Source organism: Cypionkella sp. TWP1-2-1b2 (assembly GCF_049896245.1).
In the GTDB taxonomy this organism is placed as follows: domain Bacteria; phylum Pseudomonadota; class Alphaproteobacteria; order Rhodobacterales; family Rhodobacteraceae; genus Cypionkella.
This window is the reverse complement of record NZ_JAFCTX010000016.1, coordinates 43,510-62,003: the sequence shown is the minus strand read 5'-3', so window position 1 is coordinate 62,003 and position 18,494 is coordinate 43,510. Positions and strand designations below refer to the sequence as shown.

Here is an 18,494-nt window from a genome sequence, read left to right as displayed (position 1 = left end):
TCCGCCCTGGTCACGTGCCACAGTAAGTGACATAGCGACCAAACCCCGTGGGTGCCGCCAAAGTAAACGCCTCACGCCCGGTCTCCGGCCCGAACGGGTCCTGCAGCTGCGCCAAAAGCGCGTGAAACGGGGTCAGATCACCCAAAGTCGCCGCCTCCAGCGCCGCCTCCACCAGATGATTGCGCGGAATAACCGCCGGGTTAACCGCCCGCAGCGCAGGGCTTGCATCCGGTCGCAGCCGCGCCCGCCACCGCGGCAGCCAAGCTTTCAACTCCGTTGCATCCTCGCACAACGCCAGCAGAGCGGTCTCATCCTCCACCGCCCCCGCCAGCCGCCGAAACGCCAGCGTCCAATCAACCCCTTGGATCGCCGCTAGAAAATCATCCGCCAGCGCACCATCGCCTGCATCGGTCCCGAGCAACCCCAGCTTGGCCCGCATCACCGCGAGCCATTCCGCCCGATAAATTTCCGCAATCCCCCCCAGCCTCGCATTGGCCAGATCCACCGCCCTATCCGCATCCGCATCGAAAAACGGCAGCAAAGTCTCGGCCAACCGCGCCAGATTCCAGCCCATAATCAGCGGCTGATTGGCATAGGCATAGCGGCCCTGCCGATCAATCGAGGAAAACACCGTGCCCGGCGCGTAAGCCTCCATGAAGGCGCAGGGGCCATAGTCAATCGTCTCGCCCGACAGCGCCATATTGTCGGTGTTCATCACGCCGTGGATAAAGCCCACCCCCATCCATTGCGCGATCAACCGCGCTTGGCGTTCCACCACCGCATCAAACAACCCCAGCGCGCCGCCTGCGCCGGGATAATGCCGCGCAATGGTATAATCCAGCAATGCCCGCAGCTTATCCACTTCGCCACGCGCGCTAAAAAACTGAAATGTCCCAACCCGGATATGGCTGGCCGCCACCCGCGCCACCACCGCCCCCGGCAAAGACCCGGCCTCGCGCAGTACCGACTCGCCGGTTGTCACCACCGCCAAAGACCTGGTCGTGGGGATGCGCAACGCCGCCATCGCCTCGGAAATCAGATATTCCCGCAGCATCGGCCCCAATGCCGCTTTGCCATCGCCACCGCGCGAAAATGGCGTGCGGCCCGAGCCTTTCAGCTGCAAATCCCAGCGCCGCCCGTCGGGCCCAAGGAACTCGCCCAGCAGATGCGCCCGCCCGTCGCCCAAACTCGGCGAGAACCCGCCAAACTGATGCCCGGCATAGGCCAAAGCCGCAGGCTCGGCCCCTTTCGGCACCACAGCCCCGGAAAACCAGCCAGCGGCATCTTCGATCACCAGCCCCAGCTCCTGCGCCAAAGCCTCATTCAGCACCACCAGCGCGGGCGCAGGTGCCACGTCCGGCGCTTGCCGCAGGTAGGTGCCGGGCAGATCGCGCACATAGGAATTGTCAAACGGGATCATGGCGGGGCTCCTTTGCTACAGATATGGCCCGGCGGCTCGGCTTGGACAAGCCAGCACACAGACGCAAAGCGCAGCGCATGAAATACACCAAACTGAGAGAGTGAGAATTTCGAGAAACTGAAAGCTTTGGGAAATTGGCAGTTCTGGGAAACTGGAAGCTTTGGGAAATTGGAAACTTTGGAAAATTGACATCCTTGGAAAATTGGTCGGGGCGAGAGGATTTGAACCCCCGGCCCTCTGGTCCCAAACCAGATGCGCTACCAGACTGCGCTACGCCCCGACTGCCAGTCTCATAACCCGCTTTATCGGGATTGAAAAGTCGCTAAAGCACTTCCGGCAACGTGAAAGCCATTTGATTTGCAAATCAGCGAAACGGCTTACTGGTCCGCACATCGCCATGCCGCGACAGATTGATCCAAAGCCGCACTGCGCAGCACCGATCCCGGCGCAATCCCCATCCGTTTGGCCAAGCCTGCGTTGATCTCCAGCACCACGGCCACGCCATCGCCGCCGTCAATCGGCGTCTCATCCAGCGGCACCGCATTGCTACGCACCAAAGTCACCAGCCCGGTGGCATCAGCGAACACCATATCCAACGGCAGCAGCGTGTCTTTCATCCAGAAATAGGCGTGTTTCGGCTGTTCATAGACAAACAGCATCCCCGCCGAGGCGGCCATATGGTCGCGCAACATGAGACCCTTGCTGCGCTCGGCCTCGGAATCAGCAATTTCCACCGAAAACCGCTGCACGCCCGAGGGCCCGCGCAGCTCAACGGTATCAGGGGCGCACCGCGCATGGGCTGCACCGCCAAACACCAAAGCCAAGATCAGAGATGAACCGCCGCTTCCCATGACAACACCTGCACCGCCATACGCCCACGTTTGCCTTCGACGATGCGCAGGCAGATCGCCTCGCCCGCCGCAAGATCGGCGAAACCGGAATGGCGCAGCACTTCGACATGCACGAAGACATCTTCGTTGCGGCCAAACACATTGGCAAAACCAAAGCCCTTGCCCTTGTCGAACCACTTCACCCGTGCCGGTTCCATCGGCAGGATAGCGATTTCTTCCGGGGTTGTATGCTCGGTATCTTCCCCCAAGGGAAACACCGATCCAGCGGGCGGTTCGATCTTCACGACCTCCACCGCCTGCACACCCCGTTGGGTTTGTTGCACCTTAACCGTGATCCCGGCGCCATCAGCAACCGAGCTTTGCCCATAATTCCGCAGCACATTGGCGTGCAGCAATATATCCCCAGAGTGTCCCTCTGCGACTATAAAGCCAAAACCCTTGGCTGGATCGAACCACTTCACGAGGCCGTGCAGAATTTGCACGTCCATTTCTTCATCATTCATAGAAGGCCGTTTCCCCAGATAAAGCCCCTTAAGGCTTAGTCATGCGGTCATATCCCCCGCCGTTGCAAGAGCTATCTTTTCTGCATTTATGCACAGATCATTTCACGCTTCGTGAAATTTACGGGTTAAGTCGCAAAATTTCCCACGGCTTATCAATAGCTTGGCGTGACCATCGAAAGCGATCATGCAACCTGAAGTTGCCATCTGCCCAGAACTCCATCTCTAAAGGAACAATACGGAAGCCGCCCCAGAACGGTGGACGTGTGGGATTTGCACCCTGCGCGGCGGTGACTTTTGCCACCTCTGCCATCAAACTCAGCCGCGAAGAAAGCGGCTGCGACTGATCCGACGCCCAAGCCCCCAACCGCGACTTCAGACTACGGCTGGCATAGTAGTCATCGGCAGGCTTGCCCTCCTCGCGGCTGACCAGACCGCGCACCCGGATCTGACGGCGCAAGCTTTTCCAATGCAGCACAAAAGCCGCTTTGCCCGAAGCATCCAACTCACGCCCCTTGGCCGAGCCATAGTTGGTGTAGAACACAAACGCATCCGGTTCGATGTCCTTCAGCAAAACCATCCGCACATTCGGCAAGCCTTCCGAGTCCACCGTCGCCAAAGCAATCGCGTTTGGATCGTTCGGTTCGGTCGCCTCCGCCGCCGTCATCCAGAGTTTCGCGATGGCAAACGGGTCATCGCCCGCAAAAATTCCGTTTCTGTCCATGATCTTTCCTTCCGTGGCGCGCTGCTCTTGATGCAGAGCAGCCTTTCGCCTACACAGCTTTTTCAGGAAATAGGGTGGACGGGGAAGACCAAATGTCAACTGGACTCGTGACGGGCCCGCTTATGGCGGGCAAACGTGGGCTGATCATGGGTCTGGCCAATGACAAATCCATCGCTTGGGGCATCGCACAAGCCATAGCGGCTCAAGGCGCGGAGATCGCATTTTCTTATCAGGGTGAGGCGCTGAAAAAGCGCGTCGAACCCCTCGCCGCCTCGATCGGCATGAACACTTTCGTCGAATGTGACGTGGCGGATGAGGCGTCGATCGACGCTTTGTTCGCGCATCTGGCCGAAATGTGGGGCAAGATTGATTTTGTGGTCCACGCCATCGGCTTTTCAGACAAGGCCGAACTGCGCGGCCGCTACGTTGACACCAGCCGCGCTAACTTCTTGATGACGATGGATATTTCGGTCTACTCCTTCACCGCCGTGTGCCAGCGCGCGTGCGCGATGATGAACAAAGGCGGCTCTCTGCTGACGCTCACCTATTACGGCGCCGAAAAAGTCATGCCGCATTACAACGTGATGGGCATTGCCAAAGCCGGCCTAGAGGCGAGCGTGAAATACCTCGCCGAAGACCTTGGCAAGGACGGCATCCGGGTCAATGCGATCTCGGCAGGCCCGATCAAAACCCTTGCCGCCTCTGGCATCGGCGATTTCCGTTACATCATGAAGTGGAACGAGCTCAACAGCCCGCTGCGGCGCAATGTCACGCAAGAGGAAGTCGGCAAGGCGGCGCTTTACCTGCTGTCCGATCTCGGCTCGGGCACCACTGGCGAGAACCTGCACGTTGATGCGGGCTATCATGTCGTCGGCATGAAAGCCGTCGATGCGCCGGATATTGATGTAGTCACGGGCCGTAAGGACTAGTTTCACCCTTTAAGGTAGCCGCCAGATGACCCTCACCGCTTTCCTCGCCGTCGCCTTCCTGCATCTGATGGTCGCGATCAGCCCCGGCCCCGCCGTGCTGATGTCGGCGCGCACCGGCGTGATCGAGGGCCTGCGCACCGGGTTCTTCCTCGCCTGCGGCATCGGCATCGGTGGCGTGATCTGGGCGATGGCGGCTTTGTTCGGCCTGAACCTTGTGTTCCAAGCCGCCCCCGCTTTGCTCTACGGCTTAAAAATCGCGGGCGGGCTTTACCTGATCTACATGGCGTGGGGCATGTGGAAAACCGCCGATCAACCGCTGGATATGGCCGAAACCGCTCGCCCGCCACGCACGCCGCTGTCGGCCTTCCGCCTTGGCCTGATCACCCAACTTGCCAACCCGAAGCCCGCCGTGCTGTTCTCGGCGATCTTCGTGGGCACCGTACCGCCGCATACCCCGGCTTGGGTCTATGCAGCGCTTCTGCTGGTGGTGTTCCTGAATGAGACGATCTGGAACACCGTGGTGGCCCGCATCTTCTCGTTCCACCGCTCAAAGGCCGCCTATATCAGCCTGAAATCCATCATCGACCGCTGCTTTGGTGGTATGCTTGCCATCCTCGGCCTCAAGATCGCCGCCACCTGACCTTTCATCTGTTCACAAATATCCCGGGGGTGCGGGGGCTGGCCCCCGCCCTCCGCCAAACAGGAGCCTGCCATGAACGACCGCTTGCCGCATGAAAAAGGCTTTCACGTCAGCTGGGATCAGATGCACCGCGACTCACGCGCGCTGGCGTGGCGGCTGGACGGCAAGGGGCCGGACAATGGGTTGTGGAAAGCCGTGGTCGGCATCACCCGCGGCGGTCTGGTGCCCGCAATGATCGTGGCGCGCGAGTTGGACATCCGACGCGTCGACACCATTTCGATCAAAAGCTACAACCACCAGACCCAAGGCTCGATCCCGGAAGTCATCAAGGCCCCGCAGGCCGATCTGATGGGCGATGGCACCGGGATTCTGATCGTCGATGATCTGGTGGATTCGGGCAAAACCTTGGAAGTGGTGCGCAAACTTTACCCGCATGCGCATTTCGCCACCGTCTACGCCAAACCCTCCGGCAAGCCGCAGGTTGACAGCTATATCACCGAGGTCAGCCAAGACACCTGGATCTTCTTTCCTTGGGACATGGCGCTGCAATACGTCCAGCCCTTCCGGGGTGCTGACTGAAACCCTGATCTTCGATTGCAAGGCCCTGACCCAAAGCTATTGACGCAAATTGCCAGGTCGTTACGCTGGCTGAACTGTTAGGTTTGTTTTTGTGGGGATCACAATGAGGCTCGCGTTTCTTCTGTTGCTTTCACCGCTGCTGATGGCAGGCTGCCATGATCCGAACACCGGCACATCCGTCGCCCCCGCCCCTCTAAATATCACGATGCCAAAGTCTGAAGATGATATCGGGGTCAGGGCGCTGACCCATGGTAATGCAAAATCCACACCCTAGCGGTGCTGCTACGGCAATTCCCCACAGCGAACATTCGATCCTGTCGGATCATCTGGGCGAAAGCGGCCAAGATTTCGGGGCGCTGTCCGGCAAACCGGGCCCTTGTCGGCAATGCCGATGCCCGACCCCATCACAACATTGGGGGTGCATCTAATCCACTTGCAACGCTGGGCGATCTTGCGCCATACCCTGCGGGCCTGACTGCCTTGGGCAACTGAAAGGCCGCGCCATTGTCCCTCTTGCCCAGCGAAAACCAAAGCAGCGAACGGCTGGCAGGCAACAAGGCGTTGGGCCTCAAACGCCCCAGCCGCGCGAATGTGCTGCATTGGTTGTTCGAGACCAGCCTTGCGATCAAGGGCCTGCTGTGTTCCGCCGAGTTTCTGGCCGGCCTCGGTCTGCTTTTGACCCCAAATGCCCCTGCGGCACGACTGCTGTACTGGCTGACGCATTTCCAGATCGCCGAGCAACCCACAGACACCCTCGCCGCCTGGACCCAGCGCGCGATGGAGGGCTTTCCGGTTGCCACCCAAGACTTTTACGGCTGGTATCTGCTGCTGCATGGCGGCTTGAAACTGGCGATGGTGGTGATGCTCTGGGCGCGCATCCTTTGGGCTTATCCGGCGGCGATGGTGGTGCTGTCGGGCTTCGTGATCTACCAGTTGTTTGAATTCCTGCACAATGGCTCGCCGTTCCTGCTGCTGCTGGCGTTCTTCGATCTGATGATGATCGCGCTGGTCTGGCAGGAATACAAAGCCCTGAAAGTCAAGCGCAGCGCCAAGGCCAGCGCCACCCATTAAGCTGCGGCTCGACGCTGCCTTGCGGGCGCTTCTCGCTTGATCTTGCAGCCTTATCCTAGCAACACCGCGCAACAAAAGCCCTGAAAGTCAGGCGCAGCGCCAAGGCCAGCGCCACCCATTAAGCCGCGGCTCGTCGCTGGCTTGCGGACGCTTCTCGCTTGATCTTGCAGCCTTATCCTAGCAACACTGCGCAACATCAGCGATGACGCCCGCAAGGGCGGAAGAGCATCGGCAAGGAGGCACCCAGATGATCCACCCCCTCAACCCAACCCCGCTGAATCCAAGGATGGCCGCCACCGATCCGCCGCCGGTGATGGAGGCGCGGCGCTGGTTGCAAGGCGTAAGCTTTCCGCCCGAGCGCCCCTTGATCAACATCAGCCAAGCCGCCCCGGTCGAAAGCCCTCCGTTGGGTCTGCGTCAGGCTTTGGCCGATGCCGCGCTGAACAACCCCGACGCCCATCTCTACGGCCCGGTGCTGGGCCTGCCCGCCCTGCGCGCCGAGGTCGCCAAACAATGGTCGCAGGCCTACGGCGGCACCGTGTTGGAAAGCCAGACCGCGATCACTCAAGGCTGCAACCAAGCCTTCTGCGCTGTGATGTCCACTCTGGCAGGCGCGGGCGATGAGGTGATCTTGCCGACGCCGTGGTATTTCAACCACAAAATGTGGCTGGACATGCAAGGCGTCAATACCGTACCCCTCGCCGCAGGCCCCGGCCTGATCCCCGAGGCCGAGGCCGCCGCGCGCCTGATCACCGACCGCACCCGCGCCATCGTCCTCGTCAGCCCCAACAACCCCGGCGGCGTCGAATACCCCGCCGAGACGCTGACCGCCTTCCGCGACCTCTGCCGCGCAAAGGGCCTCGCCCTGATCGTAGACGAGACTTACCGCGACTTCGACAGCCGCCATTCTTCCGAAAATGGGGGCAGACCGCACGATCTGTTCACCGACCCCGACTGGCACGACACCCTGATCCAACTCTACAGCTTCTCCAAAGCCTACCGCCTCACCGGCCACCGCGTAGGCTGCGTCACCGCCTCCGCTGCCCGCCTGTTCCAGATTGAGAAATTCCTCGACACCGTCGCGATCTGCCCCAACCAGTTGGGCCAAATCGGCGCGCTCTGGGGGATGCAGAACCTATCCCAATGGGTCGCAGGCGAACGCGCCGAAATCCTCGCGCGCCGAACCGCCATGGTCACTGGCTTCACCGCCCTGCCCGACTGGACGCTCCTCGGCTGCGGCGCCTATTTCGCCTATGTCGAACACCCCTACCCCGCAGCCTCCGACGCGCTGTGCAAACGCCTCGTCTCTGAAGCGGGCCTGCTGATGCTCCCCGGCACCATGTTCCAGCCCAAGGATTCCGAAGCGGGAAAACGCCAAATCCGCATCGCCTTCGCCAATGTTGACCAAGCGGGCATCAGTGAGACATTCCGCAGGCTGTCGGCGTTCAAGGGCTGAGAATGCGCAATAAAACCCTCGTTGCGGGCGCGGGTGCCGTCCTTCTGGCGCTGCTGGGGTGGTGGTTCACCTCTGGCCCGCAACTGATCATCGCTTTGAAGACAACTGACGGCAAAAGCAGCCTGATCTACCATTGCACCATCACGACAGATGCCGCCGAAGCCGAAGCGCGCGCAAACGCGGCCCATGTCGCACTTCAGTCTCGCTTGTCAGTCTATGCCAAGGATGCAGCCGCAAAGGCACAAGCCGCGTTAGAAGCCTACAATACCACTGGTGGCGATATTCCCAACCTTGACATGCTCCGCCGCGACACTCCGGGGCTTCGTGCGCTTAAAGCTGGCATAAAATCGGAATTTGACTGCAGCGTCGATCTATAACCAACGGGAGGTTGTGATGCGGTGCATGCCCCCCCCCACCCCACTCTTGCCCCCATCCCCGCAACCGCTTAGACAAGCGGCCAAACCTTTGTAAGCAGGCAGACCCATGGCCAAGACACCCAATACCTCCGACGACACCCCGCAGAAAAAGCGCCGGGGCGCGTCCGTTATGGCATGGGTGCTGATGGCCATGCTGGTTGGCGGCTTGGGCGGCTTTGGCGTGACTAATTTCGGCGGCGGCACAGCTTCCATCGGCACGGTCGGCGAGCGCAAGATCGACGTCAACGACTATGCCCGCGCGCTCCGCCAGGCGATGGACGGCTTCTCCAAACAAATCGGCCAACCCGTCACCCTGCAACAGGCCCAAGCCATCGGCCTTGACCGCCAAGTGCTGCAACAAGTCATGGACCGCGCCGCGTTGGACAATGAAGCGGACCGCGTCGGCCTCTCGGTCGGCGATGCTTCGGTTGCCAGCAAAGTCTCGGCGATCCCCAGCTTTCAGGGCGTCGATGGCTTTGATCGCACCACCTACCGCGAGGTTCTGCGCCAGAACAACCTGACCGAATCCAGCTTTGAATCCGGCCTGCGCGCCGACACCGCGCGCCAGCTTTTGCAAACCGCGATCTCCAGCGGCCTCGTCCCGCCACAAACCCTGACCGACACCATCGCGGCCTGGGCCGGTGAGCAGCGCGGCTTTTCCATGCTGCGCCTGACCGAAAAATCGCTGACCAAACCGATGCCGCCACTGACCGACGCCGATTCGCAGGCCTATTACACCGCCCATATCGAAGCCTACACCCGCCCAGAGGCCAAACGCATCGCTTACGTCTCGCTGCTGCCAGAAACCCTCGCCAAAGACATGCCTTTGGATGAAGCGGCGCTGAAAGCCACCTACCAATCGCGCCTTTCCACCTACATCATCCCCGAAAAGCGCCTTGTCGAACGCCTCGCCTTCGCCACCGACGCCGATGCCGATGCCGCAAAGGCCCGCATCGACGCAGGCACTTCGTTCGATGATCTAGTGAAAGAGCGCAACCTCAGCCTCGAAGATGTCGACATCGGCGACGTGTCGCAAAAGGAACTTGGCCAAGCAGGCGACGCCGTGTTCGCCCTGAAAGACCCCGGCGTCGTCGGCCCGTTCCCATCCTCGATCGGCCCGGCTTTGTTCCGCATGAACGCGATCCTGTCGGCGCAAGAAACTACCTATGAGCAAGCCAAGCCCGATCTGGCGCTGGAGCAGCAACTCGAATCCGCCCGCAAGGAAATCTCCGGCAAGGTCGAAGCGGTCGATGACGCGCTTGCAGGCGGTGCCACCCTCGCGGATGTTGCCAAAGAGCAGGGCCTGACGTTGCAGACCACCGATTACGCAGCAGGCGCTTCCGACAACGACCCGATCACAGGCTATAAAGGCTTCCGCGACACCGCAGACAAACTGGCCGAGGGCGATTTCCCCGAAGTCATCGTGCTGGATGACGGCGGCCTTGTGGCGATGCAACTCGACAGCACCGTGCCACCGGCCCCCGTGCCGTTCGACAAGGTGAAGGAAAAAGTCACTGCCGCCGCGACAGCAGACGCCCTCGCCAAAGCGCTGTCGGATGAAGCCACCCGGATCAAGTCGGCGGTCGAAGGCGGTGCCAGCCTTGGCGGCTTCGGCATCGTATCGCGCACCACCCAGATCGACCGTCAAGGCGTGGTGAAAGATGCCCCGCCCAGCCTGTTGGAGGCAGTGTTCCAGATGCAGCCGAACGATCTGCGGGTGATCGAGGCCCCCGGTTTCGCCGCCGTGGTGCAACTTAACACCATCAGCGCTGCTGCCACCACAGGCGAAGACGCCACTGCCCTGCGCGATGCCATCAACGTCAATGCGGGACGTGCCATTTCCGACGACGTGATGGCTCTGTATACTGCCGCGCTGACCGCCTCTGCCGGGATCACCTTGGACCAAGCCGCGATCAACGCGGTGCATGCCCAGATGAACAATTAAGACCAGATCAACAGCTAAGACCTGATCGCAAAACCAAGGCCCAGATCTATAACTAAGGCGACGCAATGAACCTACTGCCGTCCTTTGAACAGTTTGAACGCGGCTGGGCGCAGGGTCATAACCAACTGGTCTATGCCCGCTTGGCCGCTGATCTGGATACGCCTGTGTCGCTGATGCTGAAACTGGCCGAAGCCCGCACTGACACGTTTATGCTGGAATCGGTGACGGGGGGCGAAGTGCGTGGCCGCTATTCGGTGGTCGGCATGAAGCCCGATCTGATCTGGAAATGCCACGGCACCAGTGCCTCAATCAACCGCGACGCCCGCTTTGATCCGCAGGCCTTCACCGCGCTGCCGGGGCATCCGCTGGAGACTATGCGCGCGCTGATCGCGGAATCCCGCGTTGATCTGCCCGAAGGTCTGCCCTCGATTGCCTGCGGCCTGTTCGGCTATCTTGGCTACGACATGATCCGCCTTGTCGAGCACCTGCCCAACGTCAACCCCGACCCTCTTGGCCTGCCCGATGCCGTGCTGATGCGGCCTTCGGTCGTGGCTGTGCTGGACGGTGTCAAAGGCGAAGTCACACTCGTCGCCCCAGCTTGGGCCGCCTCGGGTCTGTCGGCCCGCGCCGCCTATGCCCAAGCCGCCGAGCGGGTGATGGACGCGCTACGCGACCTCGACCGCGCCCCCGCCGCCCAACGCGATCTGGGCGAAGCGGCGACGGTGGGGGAAATGAAATCGAATTTCACCCACGAAGGCTACAAACAAGCCGTTGAACGCGCGAAAGACTACATCCGCGCCGGGGATATCTTCCAAGTGGTGCCAAGCCAACGCTGGGCGCAAAGTTTCACCCTGCCGCCGTTCGCCTTGTACCGCAGCCTGCGCCGCACCAACCCGTCGCCGTTCATGTTCTTCTTCAACTTCGGCGGCTTCCAGGTGATCGGAGCCTCACCGGAAATCCTCGTCCGGCTGCGCGACGGCGAAGTCACCGTCCGCCCGATTGCAGGCACACGGATGCGCGGCGCAACCCCCGAAGAAGACAAGGCGCTGGAGCTTGACCTGCTGGCGGATAAAAAAGAGCTCGCCGAACATCTGATGCTCTTGGACCTTGGCCGCAATGATGTGGGTCGGGTGGCGAAAGTCGGCACCGTCCGCCCGACCGAGCAATTCATCATCGAGCGTTACAGCCACGTCATGCACATCGTCTCAAACGTCGTAGGCCAAATCGCTGACGGCGAAGACGCGCTCTCCGCCCTGCTCGCAGGCCTGCCCGCAGGCACGGTCTCGGGTGCGCCAAAGGTCCGCGCGATGGAGATCATTGACGAGTTAGAGCCCGAAAAGCGCGGCGTCTATGGCGGCGGCGTCGGCTATTTCGCAGGCAATGGCGAGATGGATTTCTGCATCGCCTTGCGCACCGCCGTGTTGAAGGATGAGACCCTGTATATCCAAGCCGGCGGCGGCGTTGTCTACGACAGCGATCCCGAATCCGAATATCAGGAAACCGTCAACAAATCCCGCGCCCTGCGCCGCGCCGCCGAGGATGCGGGATTGTTCGTGCGCAAAGGCAACCTCTGACCTGAATACAGGTGCCGCCTCGGGGGCCATCGAGGCCCCACTCAGCGGCGCTGCCGGGGAAGTTTTTGAGGCGGCAGCGCGCGGCACAGGCTTCGGGAGCGCGCCGCGCGGGAGTATTTCAGAAAGAGCAAATCCAAGACCCGCTCTGCCGTTTCATCTTGGCATAAATACTCCCGCAGGAGGCATCCGCCACTGATACAGAGCGCGCGCGCAAAGATTAAAAAATCCTAAATGCGCAAAGCCAAGCCATTGTCGTAAAACACTAATAAATCCTGTCCACGCGTCGACACAGTCTATTTCACCGCGAGCACGGCTGAGATCGGAGCCAGTGCCACCGAGGCCCCCTTGCCTTCAATCGACCATTCCATCAGCGCCGCAATCGTTTCAGGCCGCGTGGTGCCGACCACGACAACCCGCCCCTCTTGTGCCGCCTTGAACGCCGCGCGGTCCAGATAGCGCCGGATCAGCGGCGTATCCTCGCCCACGCCGTCCAGATCGCGGAAAATCACCGCTGCCGCCACATCCTCGCGCCGCGCCACCTGATCCGCCGCGTTCAGCCCGGCATCAAAGGTCACCAAGCCGCGCCCCTGATCCTTAATGATCGGCACCACCATGCTCGCCAGCGGCCGGTTGTCCTGAAACCCCGCAGCGCCAATATCCATCACCGCCACCGCTTCGGGCAACACCCCGGCATTGGCCTGAAAGGTCTGCTCAAGATCGCTTGCCGTGGCCCCCGCCGGGATGCCCGCCGCCAGCATCACCACCTCTTTGCCCGCCGCGCGATAAATCGCCTCGGCTGCAGCCGCGCCGGGATCGAGCGGATCAATCACGAAACTGACCGGAAACGGCAGCGCCGCCAGTTTGGCGCGGTCCAGATCGGCGGCCCCGCTGTCCACCAGCAACACCGCAAACAGCGGCTTGCCCAGATCGTTGCTGAACTCCGCCGCATATTGCGCGATGGGGCGGGTGTCGGCGACAGGCACAGGTTCCGCCGCCGTGGTCGGACCTACGGGCGGCGCGGGCTCGGCAATGCTGGGCAATCGCCCGACCGTCACGCCATCGACCGATTTGGTCAGCCCAACGCTGGGGGCCAACGTTTCCGGCTGGTTGGTGTCGAGCCGTTTTGGCAAGTCGGTCGCCGCAGCCTTCGGCGCAGGCTTTGGCGCAGGCTCTGGCACCACTACGGCGGGCGCGGGCTCTGGCGCCGGATCCAGCACCAGTATCGACGGTGGCGTGGGGTCTGCCGGAGCAGGCGCGGGCGTCAGCAGCGTCTCGGCGGCTTCTTGTGGCGCGGGCGGCGGCAGATCGGCGGGTGCCGGGGCCGCATCGGTGCCGATATCGCCCGCCAAAGCACCTGGGCTGGCCGGGGTCGGGGCGGCCTCCGCGCCTGCCTGCACCTGAGGTGCCGCAGCAGCCGAAGCGGGATCGTTCAGCGCAGCCGGGGCCTCGGCACTCGCGATCGGGGGTTTGGCAGGCATATCTGGCGGTTCAGCGCTGGTCTTCGCGGCCAAAGGCATAGGTGTCGCAGCCTCGGGTTGCGGCGCTTCGGGCAAAGCGGGCAGCGCCTCGGCCACAGGCGCGGCGGGTTTGGTTGCTGGTGCCATCGGCCCCGGCGTTGCAGGCGGTGTCTTTTCAGCAACAGGCATCGTTTCCGCAGCAGGCTTCGTCACAGGCTTCGCCTCTGGTGCGGGCACCGCCTCTGGTGTGGGCATCGCCTCTGGTGCGGGCACCGCCTCTGGTGCGGGCACCGCCTTTGGTGCGGTCATCGCCTTTGGTGCGGGCACGTCAGCCGCATCCGTTGGCGCAGGCTTCACCGCCTCTGGCTTCGGCATCATTGCGCCCTCTGGCGCGACCCCCACAGGTTTGCTCTGATCCGCCGCCACCTGCACCCGTCCCTGCGGCAGCGGCGTCAGCTGCGAGACAACCCCCAGCCCAGCCCCCGCAACCACGCCACCCACGACGATCCCTGTCACGAAATTCCGGATCATACCTGTCTCCACCCATTATGAGCGCCAGTTGCCCTTGACGCCGCTTTGCCGCTAGGCCCATCTATAGCCGATCTAAAACTCGATCCACGACGGCGGCCTGCTCGCTTTGCCTCTCTATAAACCTAACCGCCGCCGCCTTCATCCCCTTTTCCGTCCGGACCCTGCAAGATGCTTCTGCTCATCGACAACTATGACAGCTTTACCTACAACCTTGTGCATTACTTGGGCGAGTTGGGCGCAGATGTGCGCGTCGTGCGCAATGATGCGATGCAGGTCGCAGACGCGCTTGCCATGCGGCCAGAGCTTATCGTGCTGTCGCCCGGCCCCTGTGATCCGGCTTCGGCAGGTATTTGCGTGCCGCTAACCAAAGCCGCCGCGATGGCCGATGTGCCGTTGCTGGGGGTCTGCCTCGGGCACCAGACGATTGGTGAGGCCTTCGGCGGCAAAGTCATCCGCTGCCACGAAATCGTACATGGCAAGATGGGTGCGATGCACCACAAGGGCGGCGGCATGTTCCGCGACCTGCCCTCGCCGTTTCTGGCCACCCGCTATCATTCGCTGGTGGTCGAGAAAGCAACCCTGCCCGATTGCCTTGAGGTCACCGCTTGGCTGGAAGATGGCACCATCATGGGCCTGCGCCACAAAGAAAAACTGATCGAAGGCGTGCAGTTTCACCCCGAATCCATCGCATCCGAACACGGCCACCACCTGCTGAAGAATTTCCTCGACGCAGCCCGCGCGAAAACCCCGGCATGAGCGATATTCTCAAACCGCTGATCGGTATTGCCGCCAGCCGCGCCCTGACCCGCGCCGAGGCCGAGGCGGCGTTCGGCGCGCTGTTTGACGGTGCCGCCACCCCCGCGCAAGTCGGCGGCTTCCTGATGGCGCTGCGGGTACGCGGCGAGACGGTGGATGAATATGCCGCCGCAGCCAGCGTCATGCGCAGCAAATGCAACGCGGTGCGCGCGCCTGCGGGGGCGATCGACATTGTCGGCACCGGCGGCGATGGCAAGGGCACGCTGAACATCTCCACCGCGACCGCCTTTGTGGTCGCAGGCGCAGGGGTTGTGGTCGCCAAACACGGCAACCGCAACCTGTCGTCGAAATCCGGGGCTGCCGACGCTCTGACCGAGATGGGCCTCAACGTCATGGTCGGTGCAGATGTGGTGGAGCGTTGCCTGAACGAGGCTGGCATCGGCTTTATGATGGCCCCGATGCACCACCCCGCCACCCGCCACGTCATGCCGGTGCGCGCCGAGTTGGGCACGCGGACGATCTTCAATATCCTCGGGCCGCTGACCAACCCGGCCGGCGTTAAACGCCAGCTGACGGGCGCGTTTTCCGCCAGCCTGATCCGCCCGATGGCCGAGACCCTGCTGGCTTTGGGCTCGGAAAAGGCTTGGCTGGTGCATGGTGGCGATGGTTCGGATGAGATTTCCATCGCAGCCCCCACCGCCGTCGCCGCCCTTGAAAACGGGGCTGTGCGCGAATTCACCCTGCACCCCGAAGACGCAGGCCTGCCGGTCTACCCGTTCGAGGCGATCATGGGCGGCACCCCGGCTGAAAATGCCGTCGCCTTCCGCGCCCTGCTCGATGGCGCAAAAGGCGGCTTCCGCGATGCGGTCCTGCTGAATGCCGCTGCTGCCCTTGTGGTGGCCGACAAAGCAGTTAGCTTGAAAGAAGGCGTTGAAGTCGCCCGTGTTTCCATCGACTCTGGCGCCGCACGCGGCAAAATCGAGGCGCTGAAGCGTCTGACAAATCTCTAGCGCGCGTGCCTCCCTGACGGGCGATCCGCGCACGCGCGAAGCGGCCTGCCAAGGCCAATGAGCACCTTCTACGACTCCGCAACAAAGGGCCCAAAATGACCACAATCCTCGACCGCATCAAAGCCTATAAGCTGGACGAAATTGCCGACCGCAAAGCCCAAGTGCCGCTGGCAGACCTAGAGCAAGCCGCCCGTGCGGCACCACCTCCGCGTGGCTTTGCGAAAGCGCTGTCGGATGCCGCAATCTCGGGCTATGGCCTGATTGCCGAGATCAAAAAAGCCAGCCCCTCCAAGGGTTTGATCCGCGCTGATTTCAATCCGACCGAACTTGCACAAGCGTACGAAGCAGGCGGCGCGACCTGTCTTTCGGTGCTGACCGACGCGCCCAGCTTTCAAGGCAATGACACATTCCTGACCGAGGCGTCACAGGCCACAACCCTGCCCTGCCTGCGCAAAGATTTCCTCTACGATCCCTACCAGGTTGTCGAATCCCGCGCCCTGCACGCCGATTGCATCCTGCTCATCCTTGCCTCGTTGTCCGATGCCCAAGCGGCTGAGTTGGAAGCCGCCGCCTTTGAGCACGGCATGGATGTGCTGCTGGAAGTCCACGACCGAACCGAGCTCGACCGTGCGTGCCTCTTGAAATCGCCGCTGATGGGCATCAACAACCGCAATCTCCATACGTTTGAGGTGACGCTGGAGACCACCCGCCAACTCGCCCGCTATGTGCCGGACGACCGCCTGATCGTCTCGGAATCCGGCCTGTTCACCCCCGCCGACCTTGCCGACGTGGCCGCCTATGGCGCGCGCTGCTTCCTGATCGGCGAAGCTTTGATGCGGCAAGACGACGTGACTGCCGCTACAAAAGCTATCCTCACCAAGCCCTTAACCTCAGAAGCCGGGGTATGAGCCAAGAAGCTGGCCTCACGCATTTCGACGACCAAGGCCGTGCCCATATGGTTGACGTGTCGCACAAAGCCGTAACGGCGCGAATTGCCGTGGCGCGGGGTGCGGTGAAAATGTCAGTGGAAACCCTCGCGCTGATCACCGAAGGCCGCGCCAAAAAGGGCGATGTGCTGGGCGTCGCGCGTCTGGCGGGCATCATGGCCGCGAAGAAAACCGCCGATCTGATCCCTCTGTGCCACCCTCTGCCGATCACCAAAGTCTCGCTGGATCTGACACCCGACCCCAGCCTTCCGGGAATTGTGATTGAGGCTACAGTGAAAACCAGCGGTCAAACTGGCGTCGAGATGGAGGCGCTGACGGCTGTGTCCATCGCCTGCCTGACCATCTACGACATGGTGAAAGCGGTAGAGAAATCCATGTCGATCGAAGGCATCCACCTGATCCTGAAAGATGGTGGAAAATCAGGACTTTATGAGGCAAAGCTGTGATTTCAGTTGAAGATGCTCTTGCCCGCTGCATCGCCCTCGCGGCCGCCACTGATACCGAAATCCTGCCACTGCGCCGCGCCAACAACCGTGTCATGGCGACCGCCGCCACTGCGCAATTAACCCAACCCCCCTTTGACGCCGCTGCGATGGACGGCTACGCTTTGGGCCGCCCCGCCACCCCCGGCGAAAGCTTCAGCGTGATCGGCGAAGCCGGCGCAGGCCACGGCTTCCAAGGTTCCATCGCGCCGCACCAAGCCATCCGCATTTTCACCGGCGCGCCATTGCCCGAAGGCGGCGTAAGTGTCGCCATCCAGGAAGACATCAGCCGCGACGGCGATAAAATCATCCTGAACACGCCTGCCAAACCCGGCGACAACATCCGCCCGCGCGGCCAGGATTTTGTGCGCGGCCAAACCCTGTCCCCGCGCCTGCTGCGCCCCAACGACCTCGCCCTGTTGGCCGCGATGAATGTGGCCGCAGTCACCGTCCGCCGCCGCCCCATCGTAGCCCTGATCGCCTCTGGAGACGAGTTGGTGATGCCCGGCGAATCCCCCGGCCCCGACCAGATCATCGCGTCGAACACCTTCGCCCTTGCCGCGATGGTCGAAGCGGCGGGCGGGGAAGCCAGGATGCTGCCGATTGCCCGCGATACCGAAGCCAGCTTGCGCGCGGTTTTCGCGCTGACAGAAGGCGCTGACCTGATCGTTACCATCGGCGGAGCGTCCGTAGGCGACCATGATCTCGTCGGCAAAGTTGCCACCGATCTGGGCTTAGAGCGCGCCTTCTGGCAAATCGCCATGCGTCCCGGCAAGCCGCTGATGGCCGGGAAAGTCTTGGGAATCCCGATGCTTGGCCTGCCCGGAAATCCGGTGTCCGCCATAGTTTGCGGCCATCTGTTCCTGGTGCCGATGCTGAAAGCCATGCTGGGCTTGCCACCGAAACCGCAGATTCTCAGCGCCCGCCTGGGGGCCGACCAACCCGCCAACGGCCCGCGCGACCACTATATGCGCGCGCGGCTTACGGTTGAGGATGGCAAGCCCACAGTGACCGCTTTTGAGCGTCAGGATTCCGCGCTATTGACGATTCTGACCGAGGCGAACGCGCTTTTGATCCGCCCGATGGGCGACGGGCCGCGCGCGGCAGGTGAGATGGCGAACTACATCGCAATCTAGCGCAGCGCTGCAAACCGCTTGACACAAAGCAAGAACGCGGGCAGAACATAGCAACAACACCTGCATAGGG

Annotated in this window: 18 protein-coding genes and 1 tRNA gene; 13 read left to right on the top strand and 6 right to left on the bottom strand. The window is 62.1% G+C overall.

Features of this window, described 5'->3' with window-relative positions; genetic code table 11:
• Window positions 1-10: 10 nt before the first annotated feature.
• The 5 genes from ACP7AP_RS12420 to pdxH form a co-directional block, all read right to left on the bottom strand.
• Complete coding sequence (locus ACP7AP_RS12420) at window positions 11-1,420, bottom strand: protein adenylyltransferase SelO (RefSeq protein ID WP_426034523.1); 1,410 nt, start codon at window positions 1,418-1,420, stop codon at window positions 11-13.
• A 203-nt stretch (window positions 1,421-1,623) separates the two neighbouring features.
• Window positions 1,624-1,700: transfer RNA gene (locus tag ACP7AP_RS12415), tRNA-Pro, on the bottom strand.
• A 97-nt stretch (window positions 1,701-1,797) separates the two neighbouring features.
• Window positions 1,798-2,271 (bottom strand): DUF192 domain-containing protein, encoded by a 474-nt coding sequence (locus ACP7AP_RS12410; RefSeq protein ID WP_426034522.1) that lies wholly within the window; start codon window positions 2,269-2,271, stop codon window positions 1,798-1,800.
• Entirely contained in the window at window positions 2,247-2,774 is a 528-nt protein-coding gene (locus ACP7AP_RS12405; protein ID WP_426034521.1) for a cold-shock protein, read from the bottom strand. The genes ACP7AP_RS12410 and ACP7AP_RS12405 overlap by 25 nt, the downstream gene beginning before the upstream one ends.
• Window positions 2,775-2,892: 118 nt before the next feature.
• The gene (gene pdxH / locus ACP7AP_RS12400; RefSeq protein ID WP_426034520.1) at window positions 2,893-3,495 is read right to left on the bottom strand and encodes a pyridoxamine 5'-phosphate oxidase; all 603 of its coding nucleotides are present in this window, start codon (window positions 3,493-3,495) and stop codon (window positions 2,893-2,895) included.
• 92 nt (window positions 3,496-3,587) lie between these two features.
• Here pdxH and fabI point away from each other — a divergent pair, with 92 nt between their 5' ends.
• The 8 genes from fabI (at window position 3,588) to trpE (ending at window position 12,105) form a co-directional block, all read left to right on the top strand.
• Complete coding sequence (gene fabI / locus ACP7AP_RS12395) at window positions 3,588-4,424, top strand: enoyl-ACP reductase FabI (RefSeq protein WP_426034519.1); 837 nt, start codon at window positions 3,588-3,590, stop codon at window positions 4,422-4,424.
• A gap of 25 nt (window positions 4,425-4,449) precedes the next feature.
• Entirely contained in the window at window positions 4,450-5,064 is a 615-nt protein-coding gene (locus ACP7AP_RS12390; RefSeq protein ID WP_426034518.1) for a LysE family translocator, read from the top strand.
• 72 nt (window positions 5,065-5,136) lie between these two features.
• The gene (gene gpt / locus ACP7AP_RS12385; protein WP_426034517.1) at window positions 5,137-5,643 is read left to right on the top strand and encodes a xanthine phosphoribosyltransferase; all 507 of its coding nucleotides are present in this window, start codon (window positions 5,137-5,139) and stop codon (window positions 5,641-5,643) included.
• Between the two features lie 504 nt (window positions 5,644-6,147).
• Window positions 6,148-6,714: a DUF2127 domain-containing protein gene (locus ACP7AP_RS12380; protein WP_426034516.1), complete on the top strand. Its 567-nt coding sequence runs from the start codon at window positions 6,148-6,150 to the stop codon at window positions 6,712-6,714.
• A 247-nt stretch (window positions 6,715-6,961) separates the two neighbouring features.
• Window positions 6,962-8,170, top strand: a complete 1,209-nt coding sequence (locus ACP7AP_RS12375) for an aminotransferase (RefSeq protein WP_426034515.1) — start codon at window positions 6,962-6,964, stop codon at window positions 8,168-8,170.
• Window positions 8,171-8,172: 2 nt separating this feature from the next.
• On the top strand, window positions 8,173-8,547 hold the full coding sequence (locus tag ACP7AP_RS12370) for a hypothetical protein (RefSeq protein WP_426034514.1): 375 nt from the start codon (window positions 8,173-8,175) through the stop codon (window positions 8,545-8,547).
• Between the two features lie 106 nt (window positions 8,548-8,653).
• Window positions 8,654-10,531 carry a SurA N-terminal domain-containing protein gene (locus ACP7AP_RS12365; protein ID WP_426034513.1) on the top strand — a complete coding sequence of 626 codons (1,878 nt, stop codon included), beginning with the start codon at window positions 8,654-8,656 and terminating at the stop codon, window positions 10,529-10,531.
• Window positions 10,532-10,596: 65 nt separating this feature from the next.
• The gene (trpE, locus tag ACP7AP_RS12360; RefSeq protein WP_426034512.1) at window positions 10,597-12,105 is read left to right on the top strand and encodes an anthranilate synthase component I; all 1,509 of its coding nucleotides are present in this window, start codon (window positions 10,597-10,599) and stop codon (window positions 12,103-12,105) included.
• Between the two features lie 293 nt (window positions 12,106-12,398).
• On the opposite strand, the gene ACP7AP_RS12355 is transcribed toward trpE, so the two are convergent.
• Window positions 12,399-14,093, bottom strand: a complete 1,695-nt coding sequence (locus tag ACP7AP_RS12355; RefSeq protein ID WP_426034511.1) for a divergent polysaccharide deacetylase family protein — start codon at window positions 14,091-14,093, stop codon at window positions 12,399-12,401.
• A 168-nt stretch (window positions 14,094-14,261) separates the two neighbouring features.
• On the opposite strand from ACP7AP_RS12355, the gene ACP7AP_RS12350 reads away from it, so the two are divergent.
• The 5 genes from ACP7AP_RS12350 (at window position 14,262) to ACP7AP_RS12330 (ending at window position 18,424) form a co-directional block, all read left to right on the top strand.
• Window positions 14,262-14,849 carry an aminodeoxychorismate/anthranilate synthase component II gene (locus ACP7AP_RS12350; protein ID WP_426034510.1) on the top strand — a complete coding sequence of 196 codons (588 nt, stop codon included), beginning with the start codon at window positions 14,262-14,264 and terminating at the stop codon, window positions 14,847-14,849.
• Window positions 14,846-15,859 (top strand): anthranilate phosphoribosyltransferase, encoded by a 1,014-nt coding sequence (trpD, locus tag ACP7AP_RS12345; RefSeq protein WP_426034509.1) that lies wholly within the window; start codon window positions 14,846-14,848, stop codon window positions 15,857-15,859. Before ACP7AP_RS12350 ends, trpD begins: the two co-directional genes overlap by 4 nt.
• A 95-nt stretch (window positions 15,860-15,954) precedes the next feature.
• Window positions 15,955-16,767 (top strand): indole-3-glycerol phosphate synthase TrpC, encoded by an 813-nt coding sequence (gene trpC, locus ACP7AP_RS12340; RefSeq protein WP_426034508.1) that lies wholly within the window; start codon window positions 15,955-15,957, stop codon window positions 16,765-16,767.
• Window positions 16,764-17,252, top strand: coding sequence for a cyclic pyranopterin monophosphate synthase MoaC (moaC, locus tag ACP7AP_RS12335; protein WP_426034507.1), 489 nt, complete (start codon window positions 16,764-16,766; stop codon window positions 17,250-17,252). The genes trpC and moaC overlap by 4 nt, the downstream gene beginning before the upstream one ends.
• On the top strand, window positions 17,249-18,424 hold the full coding sequence (locus ACP7AP_RS12330; protein ID WP_426034506.1) for a molybdopterin molybdotransferase MoeA: 1,176 nt from the start codon (window positions 17,249-17,251) through the stop codon (window positions 18,422-18,424). Before moaC ends, ACP7AP_RS12330 begins: the two co-directional genes overlap by 4 nt.
• Window positions 18,425-18,494 lie beyond the last annotated feature (70 nt).